The 19,480-nt window shown below is 42.7% G+C and carries 13 protein-coding genes; 11 read left to right on the top strand and 2 right to left on the bottom strand.

What is annotated here, in order from left to right; genetic code table 11:
* Positions 1–13 precede the first annotated feature (13 nt).
* The 5 genes from JOC94_RS02135 (at position 14) to JOC94_RS02115 (ending at position 7,171) form a co-directional block, all read left to right on the top strand.
* Entirely contained in the window at positions 14–1,549 is a 1,536-nt protein-coding gene (locus JOC94_RS02135; protein ID WP_205178291.1) for an acyl-CoA carboxylase subunit beta, read from the top strand.
* A 78-nt stretch (positions 1,550–1,627) separates the two neighbouring features.
* Positions 1,628–3,184, top strand: coding sequence for an AMP-binding protein (locus JOC94_RS02130; protein WP_205178289.1), 1,557 nt, complete (start codon positions 1,628–1,630; stop codon positions 3,182–3,184).
* Positions 3,185–3,227: 43 nt separating this feature from the next.
* Positions 3,228–3,995 carry a 2,4-dienoyl-CoA reductase gene (gene fadH, locus JOC94_RS02125; RefSeq protein ID WP_205178287.1) on the top strand — a complete coding sequence of 256 codons (768 nt, stop codon included), beginning with the start codon at positions 3,228–3,230 and terminating at the stop codon, positions 3,993–3,995.
* Between the two features lie 143 nt (positions 3,996–4,138).
* The gene (locus JOC94_RS02120) at positions 4,139–5,695 is read left to right on the top strand and encodes a class I adenylate-forming enzyme family protein (protein ID WP_205178285.1); all 1,557 of its coding nucleotides are present in this window, start codon (positions 4,139–4,141) and stop codon (positions 5,693–5,695) included.
* Positions 5,696–5,983: 288 nt separating this feature from the next.
* The gene (locus tag JOC94_RS02115) at positions 5,984–7,171 is read left to right on the top strand and encodes a saccharopine dehydrogenase family protein (RefSeq protein WP_205178283.1); all 1,188 of its coding nucleotides are present in this window, start codon (positions 5,984–5,986) and stop codon (positions 7,169–7,171) included.
* Positions 7,172–7,557: 386 nt separating this feature from the next.
* Here JOC94_RS02115 and JOC94_RS02110 read toward each other — a convergent pair whose 3' ends face one another.
* Positions 7,558–8,751 (bottom strand): acyl-CoA dehydrogenase family protein, encoded by a 1,194-nt coding sequence (locus tag JOC94_RS02110; RefSeq protein ID WP_205178282.1) that lies wholly within the window; start codon positions 8,749–8,751, stop codon positions 7,558–7,560.
* A 12-nt stretch (positions 8,752–8,763) separates the two neighbouring features.
* Positions 8,764–9,951, bottom strand: coding sequence for a CaiB/BaiF CoA transferase family protein (locus tag JOC94_RS02105; protein WP_205178524.1), 1,188 nt, complete (start codon positions 9,949–9,951; stop codon positions 8,764–8,766).
* A 191-nt stretch (positions 9,952–10,142) separates the two neighbouring features.
* On the opposite strand from JOC94_RS02105, the gene JOC94_RS02100 reads away from it, so the two are divergent.
* The 6 genes from JOC94_RS02100 (at position 10,143) to yihA (ending at position 18,975) form a co-directional block, all read left to right on the top strand.
* Positions 10,143–11,129: a tetratricopeptide repeat protein gene (locus JOC94_RS02100; protein WP_205178281.1), complete on the top strand. Its 987-nt coding sequence runs from the start codon at positions 10,143–10,145 to the stop codon at positions 11,127–11,129.
* A 128-nt stretch (positions 11,130–11,257) separates the two neighbouring features.
* Positions 11,258–12,547 carry a trigger factor gene (tig, locus tag JOC94_RS02095; RefSeq protein ID WP_205178280.1) on the top strand — a complete coding sequence of 430 codons (1,290 nt, stop codon included), beginning with the start codon at positions 11,258–11,260 and terminating at the stop codon, positions 12,545–12,547.
* Positions 12,548–12,875: 328 nt separating this feature from the next.
* A complete protein-coding gene (gene clpX / locus JOC94_RS02090) occupies positions 12,876–14,126 on the top strand; it encodes an ATP-dependent protease ATP-binding subunit ClpX (RefSeq protein ID WP_077111233.1) in 1,251 nt (416 codons plus the stop codon).
* A 120-nt stretch (positions 14,127–14,246) separates the two neighbouring features.
* Positions 14,247–15,914 carry an ATP-dependent protease LonB gene (gene lonB, locus JOC94_RS02085; RefSeq protein WP_205178279.1) on the top strand — a complete coding sequence of 556 codons (1,668 nt, stop codon included), beginning with the start codon at positions 14,247–14,249 and terminating at the stop codon, positions 15,912–15,914.
* 155 nt (positions 15,915–16,069) lie between these two features.
* Positions 16,070–18,394 carry an endopeptidase La gene (lon, locus tag JOC94_RS02080; RefSeq protein ID WP_205178278.1) on the top strand — a complete coding sequence of 775 codons (2,325 nt, stop codon included), beginning with the start codon at positions 16,070–16,072 and terminating at the stop codon, positions 18,392–18,394.
* The gene (yihA, locus tag JOC94_RS02075; protein ID WP_205178276.1) at positions 18,391–18,975 is read left to right on the top strand and encodes a ribosome biogenesis GTP-binding protein YihA/YsxC; all 585 of its coding nucleotides are present in this window, start codon (positions 18,391–18,393) and stop codon (positions 18,973–18,975) included. The genes lon and yihA overlap by 4 nt, the downstream gene beginning before the upstream one ends.
* Positions 18,976–19,480: the final 505 nt, after the last annotated feature.

The raw sequence follows: 19,480 nt of genomic DNA, 5'->3' as shown, positions 1-19,480 counted from the left end.
AGGTTGAGTGGTGATGAATCGAGAGCAAAACGTAATGAATGAAATAGAGCGGATTCGAAAAGGAGGGCCGCAGCGAAATCATGAGAAATTAAAGAAAATGGACAAGCTGTTTGTCCGGGATCGGCTTAGGCTCTATTTCGGCCAAGATAATATATATTATGAGACGGGAACATTTGCAAATGTTTTTGAGAAAGAGTTACCTAATGATGGCATCATAACGGGTGCTGGAAAGCTGGACGACAGACTCATTTATTTTACAGCAAGTGATTTTACGGTCAAAGCAGGGTCTATTGGAAAAAAACACGGTGAAAAAATTTTGCGCGCACAAGAAGCTGCGTTAAAAGGAAAGAGGCCTATTCTCTATTTAATCGATTCTTCTGGTGGAAGAATTGATGAGTCGAATGGCTACCATGTTGAAAAATACTCTGGCGGTAAAATTTTCTATAATCACAGTATTATGTCGGGGAGAATTCCCCAAATTGGCGTTTTATATGGCCCTTGCTTTGCAGGAACAGCTTATATGCCAGTGTTTTGCGATTTCGTGGTAATGGTGGAAGAAATGGCTGGGATGGCAATCGCTTCTCCGCGAATGGTTCAAATGGCGACCGGCCAAAAGGTGGATGTGGAAGAGTTGGGTGGTGCAAGAATGCACGCGGAGAAAAGCGGTTCGGTTGATTTTGTTGTCAAAACAGAAGAAGAAGCGGCCGAAACGGTCAAAAAATTACTGTCTTATTTGCCTGATCATTTTGAATTGGCGCCTGAAAGAGTAGCAGCCAAAAGCCCAAGTCGCAGTCCGGAAGAGATAGATCGGATTATCCCGCAAGAACCAAATCAGGCGTACGATGTGAAAGAATTAATTGACTGCCTTGTAGATGGAGACAGCTTTTTGGAAGTGAAAAAAGATTACGCGAAAGAACTTGTTACAGGTTTTGCAAGAATGGATGGCAGAACGATAGGAATCGTTGCCAATCAGCCCGCGGTGAAAGGAGGGGCTATTTTTCCAGAATCTGCTGATAAAGGGGCGAAATTTGTCTGGACATGTGATGCTTATAATATCCCGTTATTATTCCTTTGTGATACCCCCGGGTTTATGGTGGGTACTCAAGTGGAGCAAGCTGGTATTTTACGACGCGGGCGAAATTTTATATATGCAAGCTCCGTTGCTAATGTGCCCAAGCTATGTGTAGTTGTTCGTAAAGCGTATGGGGCTGGAATTTATGCAATGGCCGGGCCGGCATATGAACCGGACGCGACCATTGCTTTGCCATCAGCCGAAATTGCCATTATGGGTCCGGAAGCGGCGATAAATGCTGTTTATTTTAACAAGATTCAAAGCATAACCGATCCTAAAGAAAAAGTAGAAATGGTGAAAATGCTTCGGGATGAGTATAGGGCAGAATATGATATTTTTAAACTTGCCGGAGATTTAGTCATTGATGAGCTGATTATGCCCAGAAATCTAAGAAAAGAAATTTCCAATCGTTTTGAATTAATTGGAAGGAAAGATTTTCCACTGCCAACGAAAAAGCATAGTACCATTTTAAGCTAATGATTATTTGCGAAAACAGCAACATTCAAATGATCTCATTCTTGGACTTTTATTCACAATAGTTGGGAGGATAAAAAAATGAATGATATCTCAGTTATCAATCGTATTGCTGTTGGTGATATCGTGCGGCGTTCGGCAAGTCGGCATCCAAATAAAATAGCGATCATTGACGGGGAGACAAGAATGACATTTTCCCGGTTGGATGAAGCAGCAAATCAGTTTGCACATTATTTATTAAAAAAAGGATTCGAAAAAGGGGATCGGATTGTCACAATTAGCGCGAATTCTTGGCAGCTTATTGTGGCAATATTGGGTATTCAAAAAGCCGGATTGGTTTGGGTTCCGATCAATCCCGCTGTAAGTCTGAAAGAAAAGAATTTCATCATATCGGATGTAAAAGCGAAATTAATAATGGTCGATAAAGATTTTATTCAACAAGCCGATGTGATGAAAAAAAGCTGTCCCAACATATTATATATGGGTAGCCAAAGTAGTGACCAGAGCAGTTTTGAAGCACTCTTACATGGCGAAGATACATTAGAACCTGAAGTTCATATTCAAGATCGGGATTTGGCGCAAATTATGTATACAAGCGGTACGACTGGAAGTCCGAGGGGAGTAGCCATACCCCATGTCGCCGTTTTTATTTCCAGTTTGGGCAATATTGTCGAGATGATGATTAAAAAAGATGATATCGTGGCAGTTATCTTGCCAATTTTTCATTGTGCCCTGCACTCGGTTGTGATGTCTTTTATTCATATTGGCGGTACGATGGTCGTTTTTAGGCAATTTGAACCAGCTTCCTATCTGGAAGCGGTAAAAAAAGAAAAGATTACGATTATGATCGGACTTCCGATGATGTATCGTGCGCTGCTCCATGTTCCGACAAGAACGAAGAAAGATACTGAATCGTTGCGTTATTGTGTATATGCGATGGCGCCGATGGATGAAAAAACATTAAAAAGCGGTATTGAGGAATTTGAGGCAAAGTTTTGTTTAGCTACGGGGCAAACAGAGATGTACCCGGCAACCGTTATTTTTGGGCCAGAATATCAATTGAGCAAATTCGGATCGTATTGGGGGATTCCTTCTCTTATTAATGACACAGCCATTATGGGTGAAGATGGTCATATTTTAGATAAAGGTGAAGTGGGAGAAATTGTTCATCGCGGGCCCAACGTGATGGCTTGCTATTATAATCGGCCGGATGAAACTGAGCAAAGCCGTTTATATGGTTGGCATCATACAGGAGACTTGGGATATTTTGATGAAGATGGTTTATTAGTGTTTGTGGATCGAAAGAAAGATATGATTAAAACAGGGGGTGAGAATGTAGCATCCATTCTAGTCGAGCAAACTCTGCTCTTACATGAAAAGATTGAAAACGCTGTCGTCGTAGGATTGCCACATGCCCATTGGATAGAGGCAATCACCGCTTTTGTCATTCCGAAGGAAGGCGTAAATGTCACGAAAAACGAGATTGTCACGCATTGTAAAGAACATCTCAGTGCCTTTCAAGTACCAAAAGAAGTTATATTTGTTGATAAGCTGCCGATCACTGCCACGGGAAAAATTAGAAAAAATATATTAAGAGAGCAATACAAAACGTATTATACGGAGCAAACAATAACATAAAGAATTTTTTCAAACATTTCAGCAAATACAGGGAGGATATGATATGAAAGATGAAGTTGTTATTGTTACAGGCGGTTCTAGTGGATTAGGGAAAGCGATGGCGCGGCGCTTTGCGAATGAAGGCGCGAATGTCGTCATCACGGGAAGAAATGAAGAACGTCTGCAAGCTGTAAAAGATGAATTGATGGAAACGGCAAAAGGGGAAGTAGCATATGTTCCAATGGATGTCCGCAGTATTGAAGATGTAAAACGAATGGTTGAAGAGACAATCCGCGTTTTTGGCACGATCGATCACCTTGTGAACAATGCCGCCGGCAATTTTGTCGTGGCTGCCGAGGACTTATCCATTAACGGGTGGAACTCAGTCATTGATATTGTTCTGAACGGAACGTTTTACTGTACAAAAGCAGTGGGGCAGTATTGGATAAATGAACAGAAAAAAGGGACCATTTTAAATATGGTGGCCACCTATGCCTGGGATGCCGGGGCAGGGGTTGTTCATAGTGCCGCAGCCAAAGCTGGCGTGTTAAGTTTGACTCGCACCCTTGCCGTAGAATGGGGCAGCAAGTATGGCATTCGTTCAAACGCAATAGCTCCCGGACCAATTGAAGGAACAGGCGGCGCTGATAAGTTGGTGCTTTCTGAGAAAATGGCGGAAAGAACTTTACAATCGATTCCCTTAAAAAGGTGCGGCAAACCTGAGGAAATTGCGGCACTTGCCTATTTTCTCCTCTCAGATGAGGCTTCTTTTATGAATGGAGAAGTCGTCACAATGGACGGGGGACAGCATTTAAACCAATTTCCATTTTGATCATGGAATTGTGGAGAATGAGTGAAGTAGGAAAAATGTGCTTCATTGTATTAACGTTGTACTCATTTAGGAGAAAAATAAGCAGTATATGATCTTCCAGTGCGACGCTCATACAAATCATAAACCGAAAGGAGATGGTAAAAATGAAGCAGATGCTTGTTGGCGATCCGATCAAGCTCAATTCTATTCGTTACCCGGAAAAGGTAGCGCTTTCATTTAAAGGGAAGAGATTTACCTATCGTCAATTTAATAATAGGGTCAATCAATTGGGCAACGCTTTACTGGATAGAGGAATTCAAAAAGGTGATAAAGTGGCATTTATGTTGTTTAATGGCAATGAGTTATTTGAAATCATAGTAGCTTGCAGCAAAATTGGCGCTATGTATGTCCCGATAAATTCACGTTTTACAGCGAGGGAAATAAAGCATGTGTTAGATGATTCCGGAGCTATATTATTTATGTACGACTACCGTTTTGGTGATGAGGTTTCAAAAATTCACCAAGAATTGTTGACAACAAAATATTTTGTCACTGTTGGGAATCAAGATCGCTTATCTTTTACAATATATGACGAATGGATAGAACGTTTCCCTGCCAGCGAGCCCGAAATAGCGGAACCGTTAAGCGAGTTAGATGAATTATGTTTGATGTACACGGGTGGAACAACTGGGCTTCCCAAAGGGGCTATTCATACTCATAGAAGTTTATATCTCGTACTTACACACTTTAGTATTGAATTTTCAATTAGCCGAAATGGAAAGGGACTTGCTGCCGGGCCGCTGTTTGGTGCGGCTGCGATATCCATTGCAATGCCGAATCTGTTCGTGGGAAATCCGATTCATATAGTAGAACAATTCCATCCATTAGAAGTATTAAAAGCGATCGATCAGGAAAAGACCACTACCGCTTTTTTAGCGCCACCCATGTTAGACGCGATTTTTGCATTGCCAGATGAAATAAAAAATAGTTTTGATGTATCTTCAATGAAATCAGTTATTTCAGTTGGTGCACCACTACTGACTCGTACAAAGACAAAAGCGCTCGAGTTCTTTCCGAATGCAGAACTAAATGAATTTTATGGCGCGTCTGAGCTTGGTGGCGCTGCCAATTTACATCATGAATATATGAGAAAAAAAGACCGTTGCGTCGGTTTGCCTATGTTGGGAATGGAATTAAAAATAGTAGATCAAGATGGCAACGAAGTAAAGCAAGGAGAAGTGGGAGAAATCCTTGTTAGGGGTCTTACACTTTGCAAAGGATATTATCATAATGCTCAAGCCACGAATGAAGCTTTCCGGGGGGAGTGGCTTGGCTTAGGTGATATGGCTCGACAGGACGATGAAGGCTTTTATTATTTGGTAGAAAGAAAGCAAGATATGATTATCTCAGGAGCATTTAATGTCTATCCTGCTGAAATAGAGGCCGTTTTACATGAGCATCCTTCAGTACGGGAAGCGGCAGTGATTGGAGTCCCCCATGATCAGTGGGGAGAGGTGCCAATGGCGGTTATCGCTTTACATGATGATCAAGATGTTAGTGAGAGAGAAATCATTGAATACTGTACTGGAAAAATGGCGAAATATAAAATCCCGCATAAAGTCGAGTTTGTGAAGATGTTGCCAAGAAATTTACAAGGTAAAGTATTAACATATACTTTGAAAGAAAAGTATGGAAAAGTGAATCAATCCAACATCAATTAAAAGCGCTTTCGATTTCTTTGTACAATTGCCGAGATTGGTGGTTATTGCACCAAAAAAGAGACACACTAGCTGGTAATAAAAATTATACTGTTTGGGATTCACAATGATGAAGAAGCGTTATTTGCCCCGCCCTTCATTAAGTGGTAATAAAATCCTTCCTTACTGTTTGGGATAAAGTAACCTCTTTTTCTGAAAGTCTATATGGCGAAGGCTGATTCATTCGCTAAAAGAGGTATTCGCTTGTATTTTTGCACGCTCTTTTAATTCTTCCGTCGCCCCCGGCATAAAATGATAAAAAAGCTGGGGAGGGGAAGAAGTATGCGTGCAGCAGTATTAGGGGCAGGATTGATGGGTAAGGAAGCGGCGAGGGATCTTGTAAAAGGGAAACATGTAGAGGCGGTGGGTTTGGCGGATATCGACTTGGAACGGGCAGAGGAAGTGTGCCGCCAAATACATTCCCCGAAAATAAAGGCGTTCCGTTTGGATGCGGGCAATTCGCAAGAGCTTGTTCGATTTTTACAACATTATGATGTTGTTCTCAACGCCCTTTTTTACTCATTTAATGAAAAGGTTGCAAAGGCGGCGATTGAAGCCGGAACGAGTGTGGTGGATCTTGGGGGACATATTGGCCACATTACCTATAGAGTCCTGGCGCTTCATGAGGAAGCTAAGAGGGCGAATGTTACTTTGGTTCCCGATCTAGGTGTAGCGCCCGGCATGATCAATATATTGTCTGGCTATGGCGCCAGTAAACTGGATTCCCCGCAATCGATCAAACTATATGTCGGCGGCATTCCGCTTCGGCCGGAGCCTCCGCTTGAATATCATCATGTTTTTTCTTTGGAAGGGCTGCTCGATCATTATACAGATCCATCCTTGATTATTCGTGACGGAAAGAAACAGGAAGTTCCCTCCTTATCAGAAGTGGAGCCAATTTATTTTGAAAAATTCGGGCCACTGGAAGCTTTTCATACATCAGGAGGAACGTCGACGTTGTCCAAGTCGTATCCGGAATTAAATACATTGGAATACAAAACGATCCGCTACCCGGGCCACCGCGACAAATTTCAATTGCTTGTCGACCTCCATTTAACCCGGAATGATTATTGGGTTCAAATAGGTAAAACGAACGTAAAGCCGCGTGATGTTTTACTAAAGGTACTCAACCCCATTACGGAATTGGGGGACCGGGATGACGTTGTTTTGCTGCGTGTCATTGTCTCAGGTGAAAAGGATTTTAAAAATAGAACATTTGCATATGAGATGGCGGCATATAAAGACCGCCGGGAAAACGTGACAGCCATGGCGCGAGCCACAGCCAATACGATCTCTGTCGTGGCCCAAATGATCGGAACTGGCGTCATTAACAAAAGAGGTGTGTTTCCTCCCGAACAGATCGTTCCGGGTCCGCTTTATATAAAAGAAATGGCAGACAGGCAGGTTTTGATCAAGGAGACCGAATACGAACGAGCTTGATATTATTCGTATCCAACAAGAATGCAAGAGAGGGCGAGACATAGTTAAAAACGAATTGCTATTCTTACAAATCGTGAAAAAACCGCGTGAAATCAAGGTTTTAAATTTGATTTCATGCGGTTTACTCATTTTTATATGGTTTTGGTCCTTCCTTTTCTGCAATGTGGATCGATTCAATCGGGTATTTTTGTGCTGAACTATTTTTTTACTAGATCATATCCGCTTTTTGAGGAATACTTGCCAATTTTTTAATCACTGCTTTAAGACTATTCACTTTTCGAAAATACAATCCAACTTTTTCAAAAATGCTCAGGCACTTATCCTGAAAAACTATCTATCTAATCCAATATAAACTTTTTCCAAGCCACGAATAACGAGCAAACATGTTACTCCTCAAACGGCCAGGCCGGAAGCATTTTATTTAACGGCTTATCTTTCCTGTAGCCCAACACATAATCTGCTTGCATGATTGTATGAATTTCCCGAGTTCCTTCATATATAACTGGCGCTTTGGAGTTTCTTAAGTAGCGCTCGACGGGATATTCGTTGGAATATCCATAAGCTCCATGAATTTGCACCGCGTCGTCTGCCGCTTTATTGGCAAAATCGCATGCTTGCCATTTGGCAAGGGATGTTTCCCGTGTATTTCTAACGCCTTTATTTTTCAACTCCCCGGCCCGATATACGAGCAGCCGGCTCATTTGCAAGCCTGCTTCCATATTGGCGAGCATTTGCTTGACAAGCTGATGTTCCCCTATCTTTTTCCCGAATGTCTCTCTTTCATGGCAATACGTTAAGCTTGCTTCCAAACAGGCCATAATCAGTCCGCAGGCGCCCGCAGCTACTGTAAAGCGGCCGCTGTCCAGTGCAGACATGGCAATTTTAAAGCCTTCTCCTTCCTCGCCAAGCAAGTTTTCCTTTGGCACTTTCATATGATCAAAAAATATCTCGCCGGTATTTCCCGCGCGTATCCCCAGTTTGCCCTTGATGGCTTTTGATGAGAACCCTTCCATCGTTCTCTCTACGATGAACGCGGAAATGCCATGATGCTTTTTGCTTTTATCCGTATAGGCAAACACAAGGAAGTGATCGGCCACATCACAAAGGGAGATCCATGTTTTTTGGCCATTCAAAATATAATAATCTCCATCTTTGACAGCGGTAGACTGCATGGCGGCTACGTCAGACCCGGCATTCGGTTCGGTCAAGCCGAATGCTCCAATTTTTTCCCCTTTTGCTTGCGGCACCAAATATGTTTGTTTTTGCTCTTCTGTTCCCCATTGCAGCAGTGTCATGCTGTTTAAGCCGGTATGTACCGACACCGCCGTGCGAAAAGCCGTATCTCCTCTTTCAAGCTCTTCGCATACGATGGCGAGGGAGTTGTAGTCCATGCCGCTGCCGCCATATTTTTCCGGTATACAAACCCCCATTAATCCAAGGGTGGCAAGTCTTCTGATGATTTCCGGATGAAACTCTCCCTTCTCATCCCATTCACCGATATAAGGCATGATTTCTTTGTCTACAAAGTTGCGCACTGTTTTTCTCAATAACAATTGTTCCTCGGTAAAATCGAAATTCAATGGGACCCCTCCTCAAACGATATTGTTCATTTTCAAAGATTGTATTTGATCTTTTCCGTAGCCGAGAGCTTGCAAAACTTCTATTGTATGCTCTCCGGCATCAGGCGGGTAATATTTAATCGCGGCCGGTGTTCGTGATAGTTTTAACGGACTTCCAACCAGTTTGATTTCTCCGGCTGTTGGATGATCCATAGAATGGAACATACTTCTTGCTTGAAGCTGGGGATCGCTTTCCAATTGGTCCATACTTTGAATCGGGCCGCATGGAATGTTTTTCTCGCGGAAACGATCGATCCATTCGGCGGCCGTTTTTGTGAAAAGTTGCGTTTGCAAAAGCGGTATTAGCTGTTCGCGATGTTCGACCCGTTTTGAATTGGTCAGAAATCTTTCGTCGCATGCCAAATGGGGAACGTCCAAAATCTCGCATAATGTCATAAATTGCTTGTCAGTGCCGACAGCAATGACAACTTTATCGTCTTTTGTCGAAAAAGCTTGATAAGGAACGATGTTGGCGTGCTCATTGCCGATCAGCTTGGGAGCAACTCCCGACATTAAGTAATTGCTTGCCATATTGATTAAAGCGCTTACCGCACTGTCATATAGCGCCATGTCAATTTTTTGCCCTATTCCCGAATGCCGGCGCTCAATGAGGGCTGCCTGGATGCCAATGCAGGCATATAAACCAGTCAGTACATCGGATATGGCCACACCTGTTTTTTGGGGCCCGGAACGCTCGTCCCCCGTGATGCTCATGAGGCCGCTCATTGCTTGGATGATAAAGTCATAGCCGGCCAAATGCTTATATGGTCCTGTTTCTCCAAATCCGGTAATGGAGCAGTATACGAGTCCGGGGTTTATTTCTTTTAAAGATTCATAGCCCAATCCAAGGCGTTGCATTGTCCCGGTTTTAAAGTTGTTGATTAACACATCGCTTTTTCCAACGAGTTTTTTAATAATTTCTATGCCTTCGTCTGTTTTTAAATTGACAGTGATACTTTTCTTGTTTCTATTGGCGCATAAATAATAGGCACTCACTCCTTTTTTGAACGGGGGTCCCCATTTTCTCGTTTCATCTCCTCCATTGGGCGCTTCCACTTTAATGACTTCAGCACCCAAGTCCCCCAGTATCATGGAACAATACGGTCCTGCCAAAACTCTGGATAGGTCGAGCACTCTTATTCCTTGCAGTGCACCAGCCAGTGAATACCCCTCCTTCCAGCTTTTGAGTGAAAAATTTGCTGTATTTTGTCCTATATCATGTATATTCTATTAAAATTACAAATATTCCTTCTTATTTGTACTCTTTTCATGTTTGTTTTTGAGGGAGGCTCGTGCTAAACTATTTTTTACTATCTTATAGAAGTTGTGTCGACAGATAAGAAGGGATGGAAATGAAAAAAGATAACGTAATCCTTTTTCCGGGATTAAAAGAAAGGCTGTTTCGGAAGGGGATTGACAGCTTGGAAAATCATCAATATGCAGATGCGGTGAATTTGCTGCAGCAGGCAAAAGAATTGTCGCCTGAAGACCCTCAAATTGATAAAGCGCTTGTAATCGCTCTTTATGAAAAGGGAGATTATGAAGAAGCGAAAGATATTGCGAAAGAAATGCTTCTGCAAGGAGCAGGAGATTATTATGAAGTATTCGATCTTTATTTAATGATTTTAATACAATTACATTTGCATGACGAGGTGGTCCACACACTGGAAACCCTTTTTGAAGAGCAACATGTGCCGGAAGACAAAAGAGAGCACTATCAAACGCTTTTGAACTTTAGCAAAAAAACAGTTGACAATAAAAAGAACGATTTTGTAGAAAAATCCGTGTCCGCAGAAGAGGTAACCGAAGGAAGCTTTCAAGAGCAGATTATAAAACTCGGTTCGCTGGCTGATAAAAATATTCAGCCTTACTTGGAATCGGTTGTGGGGTTACTGAAGAATGGCCAGGCGCATCCGTTTTTACAGACAGTCGCTTTGAATGTTTTGAAAGAACATCACATCGAGCGAACAGTTGAAGTCAGAAAGCTAGGCTTTTCGGGGACATTCAATCCGTCAACTCTTCCAGACGTAACAGAAACACCTTTTTTTCAATCAGTTCAATCAGAGTTGGAAAAAGAACTTGAACATGAAAATCCGGTTTTGATGAGACAGGTCAAAGAAATGATAAAGCGCCATCAGTTCCTGATGTTTCCTTTTGAACCCGAATACGAAAAAATGATGCTATGGGCAGCCGTCTACCGCGGATATAGCCGAATGATGTACGGGGAGGATTGGAACAAAAAAAAGGCGGCGGAAAAACTTGGATTGGAAGAGACAGAGCTTGATGAAGTCCTCTCATTTTTGGAGCTCCTTGAACAAGTATCAGAACAAATGGGTTGAGTACATGGCTTTTCATGAAAATAATATTATGTTACAATGTAATGGTTATGCCAGTGCCAGTAATATCAAAAGTTATAAGGTTTACATAATCTTAAATAATGAAGTAATCGTGGTTGGAGGTAATAAATATGTCAGCAAAATGGGAAAAGTTAGAAGGAAATAAGGGGATTCTTACCGTGGAAGTTGATGAAGGAACGGTAAGCAAAGGACTTGACGAAGCTTTTAAGAAAGTTGTCAAGCAAGTGTCCATTCCCGGCTTCCGTAAAGGAAGAATTCCGCGTTCTTTATTTGAAAAGCGTTTCGGAGTAGAGGCCCTGTATCAGGACGCGCTTGATGTCATTCTGCCTGAAGCTTATATGGCCGCGATAAAGGAAACGGGAATCGAGCCGATTGATCAGCCGGAAATTGACATTGAGCAAATGGAAAAAGGCAAAGAGTTAATTTTCAAAGCAACTGTCCAAGTCAAACCCGAAGTAAAACTTGGTGATTATAAAGGGTTAGAAGTGGAGAAGATGGATACGGAAGTAACAGACGAAGATGTGGAGAATGAATTGAAAATGCTCCAAGAGCGTCAAGCAGAACTCGTGATTAAAGAGGAAGGCAAGGCTGAAGAGGGCGACACGGTCGTCATCGACTTTGAGGGCTTTGTTGACGGAGAACCATTCGAAGGCGGCAAGTCAGAGAATTATTCGCTTGAATTAGGTTCGGGAGCCTTCATCCCTGGTTTTGAAGAGCAGCTCGTAGGGGTTGAGCCTGGTGCGGAAAAAGATGTGGAAATCACATTCCCAGAGGAATATCATGCGGAAGAATTAGCCGGCAAGCCTGCTGTTTTCAAAGTAAAAGTTCACGAAATTAAAGCGAAAGAGCTTCCTGAGCTTGACGATGAGTTTGCCAAAGACGTCGACGATGAAGCTGAAACACTTGATGAGTTAAAAGCATCGATCAAAGAACGTTTGACAAAAAGCAAAGAGCAAGAAGCGGATCAGAAACTGCGTGACACGCTCGTTGAAAAGGCGACGGACAATACAGAAATCGATTTGCCTGAAGTGATGGTTGACAATGAATTGCAGAACATGATGCGGGAGTTTGAACAGCGTCTGCAAATGCAAGGCATGAACCTCGATTTATATTACCAATTCTCCGGCCAGGATGAAGAAGCGCTTCAGAGCCAGATGAAAGAGGACGCCGAAAAACGCGTTCGCATGAACCTAACGCTCGAGGCTATCTCTAACGCGGAAAATCTTGAAGCAAGTGATGAAGACGTCGAGAAAGAACTTCAAAAAATGGCGGATACGTATAATATGTCTGTTGAAGAAGTTAAAAAAGCGTTCGGCGAAAACCTTGATCACATTAAAGCCGACTTAAAAATTCAAAAAGCAGTCGAATTTCTTGTTGAAAACAGTAAAACTAGTGCATAATATAAATAAACATAACGTTCACTTACTCAACATACGATAGATAAAACAAGGCGCGGGTTACTTCGTGCCTTGTTTTATACCAATTACAGATTTTGCCAGTGCGGGACCGCTCCAATCATTTTTCGCTATTCAAACATAAAAAGCTTCCGAAATACATACATAATAAATTTAGCCGACATATCAAGCAAGAAACACAACATACTATTTCATGAGCGAAAAATTGTATATTTTATGAAAAAGTATGCTACAATGCAATACATAACTATTTAACAGCAGCATCATTTCCACGATGAAACCAGCGTATAGTTATTAAAGGGGTGAGAGTTCATTGTTTAAATTCAATGAGGAAAAAGGACAACTAAAGTGTTCCTTTTGTGGAAAAACACAGGAGCAGGTTCGTAAACTGGTTGCCGGACCAGGTGTATATATATGTGATGAATGCATAGAGCTCTGCACCGAGATAGTCGAGGAAGAGCTTGGAACAGAAGAGGAATTTGAGTTTAAGGATATCCCGAAGCCGCGTGAAATTCGCGAGATTTTAAAAGAATATGTAATTGGCCAGGAACAGGCGAAAAAATCACTTGCTGTAGCGGTTTATAACCATTACAAGCGGATAAATTCCAACAGCAAAATCGATGATGTGGAATTGACGAAAAGTAACATCTGTTTAATTGGACCGACTGGAAGCGGAAAAACGCTCCTTGCCCAAACACTCGCCCGGATTTTGAATGTGCCATTTGCGATTGCGGATGCGACTTCTTTAACTGAAGCGGGATATGTCGGGGAAGATGTCGAGAACATTTTATTAAAATTAATCCAAGCCGCAGACTACGATGTGGAGAAAGCGGAAAGAGGGATTATTTATATTGACGAGATAGATAAAATCGCCAGAAAGTCGGAAAATCCTTCCATTACACGTGACGTATCCGGAGAAGGGGTACAGCAAGCTCTCTTGAAAATTTTGGAAGGAACCGTTGCCAGCGTTCCGCCCCAAGGCGGAAGGAAGCATCCCCATCAGGAATTCATCCAAGTTGATACAACCAATATTCTCTTTATATGTGGAGGAGCATTTGATGGAATTGAACAGATCATCAAACGCCGCCTTGGACAAAAAGTGATTGGGTTTGGTTCTGATAATCAAGGTGATGAGGTTGAGGAAAAAGGATTACTGGCCAAAGTGCTGCCGGAAGATCTGCTTCAATTTGGGTTAATTCCGGAATTTATCGGACGCCTTCCTGTCATTTCAAGCTTGGAACCTCTTGACGAAGACGCGCTCGTTGAAATCTTGACGAAACCAAAGAATGCCCTCGTCAAGCAGTATCAAAAAATGCTTGAGCTTGACAACGTGGAACTTGAGTTCGAAGAACAGGCCCTCCGTGAAATCGCTAAAAAAGCAATTGAAAGAAAAACCGGAGCGCGCGGCCTTCGCTCCATTATTGAGAGCATCATGCTGGATGTCATGTTCGACTTGCCTTCTCGAGAAGACATCAAAAAATGTATCATTACAAAAGAGTCCGTTTTGAACGACTTGCCTCCAAAACTCGTACTGGAAGACGGTACCATTTTAAAAGGGGCATAATATAAGATGAAAGGAAGCAAAATTGCTTCCTTTTTTTGTTTGAAAGAAATGTACCGTTTATTCCTGATCGCCTACGGAGATACTACCCATATGCAAAAAAAGTGATCAGGAGGGAAGGCGATGAACTGGACAGTCATAGTTTTGTTCATTCAATTATTTTTTGGGACGGTTATCGGGCTCTATTTTTTTAACTTGCTCAAAAATCAAAGGACCCAAAAAGTAACAATTGATCGCGAATCGAAAAAAGAAATGGAGCAACTGCGTAAAATGCGCTCCATTCAATTAACGGAACCGCTATCTGAACGTGTCCGTCCAACAGACTTTGCAGAGATTGTTGGCCAGGAGGATGGAATCAAAGCACTGCGGGCAGCACTTTGCGGCCCAAATCCCCAGCATGTCATTATTTATGGCCCCCCGGGAGTAGGTAAAACAGCAGCCGCTAGGCTTGTTCTTGAAGAAGCTAAAAAAAATCCGCGTTCTCCCTTCCGTTCAAATTCCGTATTTGTTGAGCTTGATGCGACTACAGCCCGATTTGACGAACGAGGAATCGCAGACCCGTTAATCGGCTCGGTGCATGACCCCATTTATCAAGGTGCGGGGGCGATGGGACAAGCGGGAATTCCGCAGCCTAAGCAAGGCGCTGTTTCGAATGCCCATGGCGGTGTGTTATTTATTGATGAAATCGGCGAACTTCATTCAATCCAAATGAACAAGCTGTTGAAGGTTTTGGAGGACAGAAAAGTATTCTTTGAAAGTGCTTATTATAGTGAAGAAAACAATCAAATTCCCGCGCATATTCACGAAATATTTCAAAGAGGGCTTCCTGCCGATTTCAGGTTAATCGGCGCCACTACCAGGACGCCCAGTGAAATCCCCCCAGCCATCCGTTCGCGTTGTATGGAGGTTTTTTTCAGGGAACTTGACCAGCCTGAAATAATGAGCGTAGCAAAAAATGCAGCAAATAAAGTCAATCTTTCTATATCGGAGAAGGGTCTTTCCACTTTATCGTCTTTTGCTTCAAGTGGTAGAGAAGCCGTAAATATGATTCAAATTGCCGCGGGAATTGTCATCACGGAGAACAGGAACCATATTCTTGACTCTGATTTGGAATGGATTGTGCAGGCGAGCCAATTAACACCAAAATATGAAAAGAAAATAGGAAAAACGCCCACGGTGGGCATCGTCAATGGACTGGCGGTTACCGGGCCAAACAGCGGCGCACTCCTCGAAATTGAAGTTATCGTCATTCCTTCAAAGGATGCCGGCTCCATCAATATTACCGGAATCGTCGAGGAAGAAAGCTTTAATGGACAGGGAAAATCGGTTAAACGTAAAAGCATGGCGAAAGGTTCATTGGAAAATGTGTTAACGGCATTAAGGTCGATGGGAGTTCCGGCGAATCAGTACGATATCCATGTAAACTTTCCGGGCGGTATTCCGATCGACGGTCCTTCGGCCGGCGTTGCGATGGCCGCGGGGATTTATTCCGCCGTTTATAAATTGCTCGTGAAAAACACTGTCGCCATGACAGGGGAAATCGGTATCAAAGGGGATGTGAAACCTGTCGGGGGAATTTATTCGAAAGTAAAAGCGGCCAAACGGGCCGGAGCGAAAACGGTACTCATTCCAAAAGAAAACATGCAAGCGATTTTAAAAGACATTCAAGGCATTGAAATTGTTCCTGTTTCAAGAATAGAAGAGGTATTTTCAGCAGTGTTCGTCAACAACGCCGAACATGAATTTGTTTTCCCGGATATATTTGAAAAGGACAGTAAGAAAAGTGTTTAGTGCGACTTGCCGATTTGTACAAAAGCTTTGAACTTGGACCAATGTATGTAACAATGCCTGTTCCTCGACATAAACTGTCTTCATAAGCTAAAATGATATAAGCGGTCAGAACGTCTTTTTATAAAGGAAGATATTTTATTGGGAGGTGCACGAATGTGACGAAACAAAAAGAATCGTTCGTTCCCCTGCTTCCATTACGTGGAATGCTTGTGTTCCCTACAATGGTGTTGCATCTTGATGTCGGGAGGGAACAATCCGTACAAGCATTGGAACAGGCGATGCTCACCGACCATCTTATTTTTTTGACGACTCAAAAAGATACATCCATTGATGAACCCGGTGAGGACGATATATATAAAATGGGGACGCTGACGAAAGTCAAACAAATGCTCAAGCTGCCAAATGGAACGATCCGCGTTCTTGTAGAGGGGCTTACCCGGGCTGAAATGAAAAAGTATGTTTCGATGGAAAATTACTTTGCAGCCGATTTGGAGCTTTTTAAGGACGATGAAGAAAAAGATGTTGAAATTCAAGCATTAATGAGAACGATGCTTGAATATTTTGAGCAATATATCAAGCTTTCCAAAAAAATCTCGGCCGAAACATTTGCGACCGTTTCTGATATTGAAGAGCCTGGAAGAATGGCTGACATAATCGTGTCACACTTGCCATTAAAGCTGCAGGACAGGCAACAAATCTTAGAAACGATTGATGTGAAAGAAAGACTCGCCAAAGTGATTGAAATCATCCACAATGAAAAAGAAGTACTTCATTTGGAGAAAAAGATTGGTCAGCGGGTCAAACAATCCATGGAAAGGACTCAAAAAGAGTACTATTTGCGTGAACAGATGAAAGCGATCCAAAAAGAGCTTGGCGAAAAAGAAGGGAAGACCGGGGAAATTGCGGAGCTTACCGAAAAAATTGAGAAAGCCGGAATGACCGAGCATGTCAAGATGGCCGCGCTCAGGGAGTTGGACAGGTATGAAAAGGTCCCCGCCACATCTGCAGAAAGCTCGGTTATAAGAAATTATTTGGATTGGCTTATCGCTTTGCCATGGACGAAAGCAACAAAGGATGATTTGAACATCAATAAAGCGGAGAGAATTCTGGAGCGTGATCACTACGGGTTGAAGCACGTCAAGGAGCGCGTGCTTGAGTATTTGTCTGTTAAGCAATTGACGAAATCACTAAGAGGCCCGATTCTATGTTTAGTCGGTCCCCCGGGAGTCGGTAAGACAAGCTTGGCCCGCTCCATTGCCCAATCAATGGGAAGGAATTTTGTGAGAATTTCGCTTGGTGGCGTTCGGGATGAATCGGAAATCAGAGGGCACAGGCGCACTTATGTCGGTGCGATGCCTGGCCGAATTATACAGGGAATGCGAAAAGCGGGGACCATAAATCCTGTTTTTCTTTTGGATGAAATTGATAAAATGTCCAATGATTTTCGTGGAGATCCATCTTCTGCCATGTTGGAAGTGCTTGATCCGGAACAAAATAAAACTTTCAGCGATCATTACATCGAAGAAACATACGATCTCTCCAATGTGATGTTTCTCGCTACGGCCAATGATTTGGCAACCATTCCGGGGCCATTGCGCGACCGGATGGAAATCATTACGATTGCTGGATATACGGAAGTCGAAAAAATTCATATAGCGAAAGACCATTTATTACCAAAACAAATTAAGGAACATGGTTTAACCAAAAGCCAGTTGCAAATCAAGGAAGAGGCTTTGAGGAACATCGTCCGTTACTATACGAGGGAAGCCGGCGTTCGTGAACTGGAAAGACAGCTTGCTTCAATCTGCCGAAAGGCCGCCAAAATGATTGTTTCCGGGGAAAAGAAGCGGGTGATTGTCACAGTACGAAATTTAGAGGACTTACTTGGCAAGAAAAAGTACCGCTATGGCCAAGCTGAAATGGAAGACCAGATTGGAGTGGCGACCGGGCTTGCCTATACAACAGTGGGAGGCGATACGCTTCAAATCGAAGTGACGCTAACACCTGGTAAAGGAAAGCTCATATTAACGGGAAAGCTTGGCGATGTTATGAAAGAATCGGCACAAGCCGCATTTAGTTATGTCCGTTCCAAAGCGGAAGAGTTGAAATTGCCCGATGACTTTCACGAAACATGTGATGTGCATATTCATGTTCCGGAAGGAGCGGTTCCTAAAGACGGGCCTTCAGCTGGAATTACGATTGCTACTGCTCTTGTGTCAGCATTGACTGGCCGCAAGGTAAAAAAGGAAGTAGGAATGACAGGGGAAATTACACTCAGAGGCAGAGTATTGCCAATCGGCGGTGTAAAAGAAAAAGCGATGGGCGCCCACCGGGCAGGCCTGACAACGATTATAATACCAAGGGATAATGAAAAAGACATTGACGATGTTCCAGAAAGTGTTCGGGCGTCTTTAACATTTTATCCCGTATCCCATATGGATGAAGTGCTTGAATTGGCATTGACAGGAGAAGCAAAATGAATGTAAACAATGTAGAGCTCGTCATTAGCGCCGTAAAACCGGAACAATATCCTAATGAAGGTCTGCCGGAATTTGCCCTTGCCGGCAGATCGAATGTGGGGAAGTCTTCTTTTATAAATAAAATGATCAACCGCAAAAGCCTGGCCCGGACTTCATCCAAGCCGGGAAAAACCCAGACGTTAAACTTTTACAAAATTGAAGAAAAGCTATTTTTTGTAGACGTTCCCGGCTATGGATATGCGAAGGTATCAAAGAAAGAGCGGGAAGCCTGGGGGAAGATGATAGAAACGTATTTTACGAGCAGAAAAGAGCTGAAAGCAGTTCTGCTGATTATTGATTTGCGCCATCCCCCGATGGATGATGATGTACTCATGTATGACTTTTTAAAGTATTATGAACTGCCTTGTATAGTTATTGCCACAAAAGCGGATAAAATCCCTAGGGGCAAGTGGCAAAAACACGTTAAAATGGCAAAAGAAACGTTAAACCTGCAACAGGAAGACAAAATCATCGTCTTTTCCTCGGAAACAGGGGAAGGCAAGGATAAGGTATGGGGAATACTGGGAGATTTTCAAAATTAAGATAGAGTTTTTTCCTGATCAGAGGCTGAGACACAACAAAATCAGCTGATGAAAAAACGAACAATAAAGTAAATTTATTCAGTAGGCGTTTTTTTCCCTCTCCTATTGATGTTAGTTAAACGAATCCGGCATTTAGGTGCCGTTATCTCCCACTTAGCCCTTTTGTATTCACTCAAGATTTTGAAGTGGGAGTCTTACGGCGCCTTACATGCGGGATCAATTGTCCTAGTGTATCATACGCAAGCTTTTAGCGTAGTCAAAATAGGTAGACTCCTGCGGGAATAGCTCGAGTTGAAGATCCCGCAGGAAAGCGACCTTTGCTTTCCGAGGAAGCTGAAGAGACCTGCGGAAAGCGAAATATGTTGACGTAGTAAAATCTTGAGAATAAACCGCATGAAATCAAGGTTTTTAAACTTGATTCCATGTGGTTTATTTCATTTTACAGGGTTTTGTCCCGGCCCCTTTGCTATTTCGTATTTGCTTATGTCCCAGCCTTTTTTACAGC

The sequence above is a fragment of the Siminovitchia thermophila genome (assembly GCF_016909185.1).
In the GTDB taxonomy this organism is placed as follows: domain Bacteria; phylum Bacillota; class Bacilli; order Bacillales; family Bacillaceae_C; genus Siminovitchia; species Siminovitchia thermophila.
The sequence above is the reverse complement of the archived record's forward strand: the minus strand, read 5'-3'. Positions and strand labels throughout refer to the sequence as shown.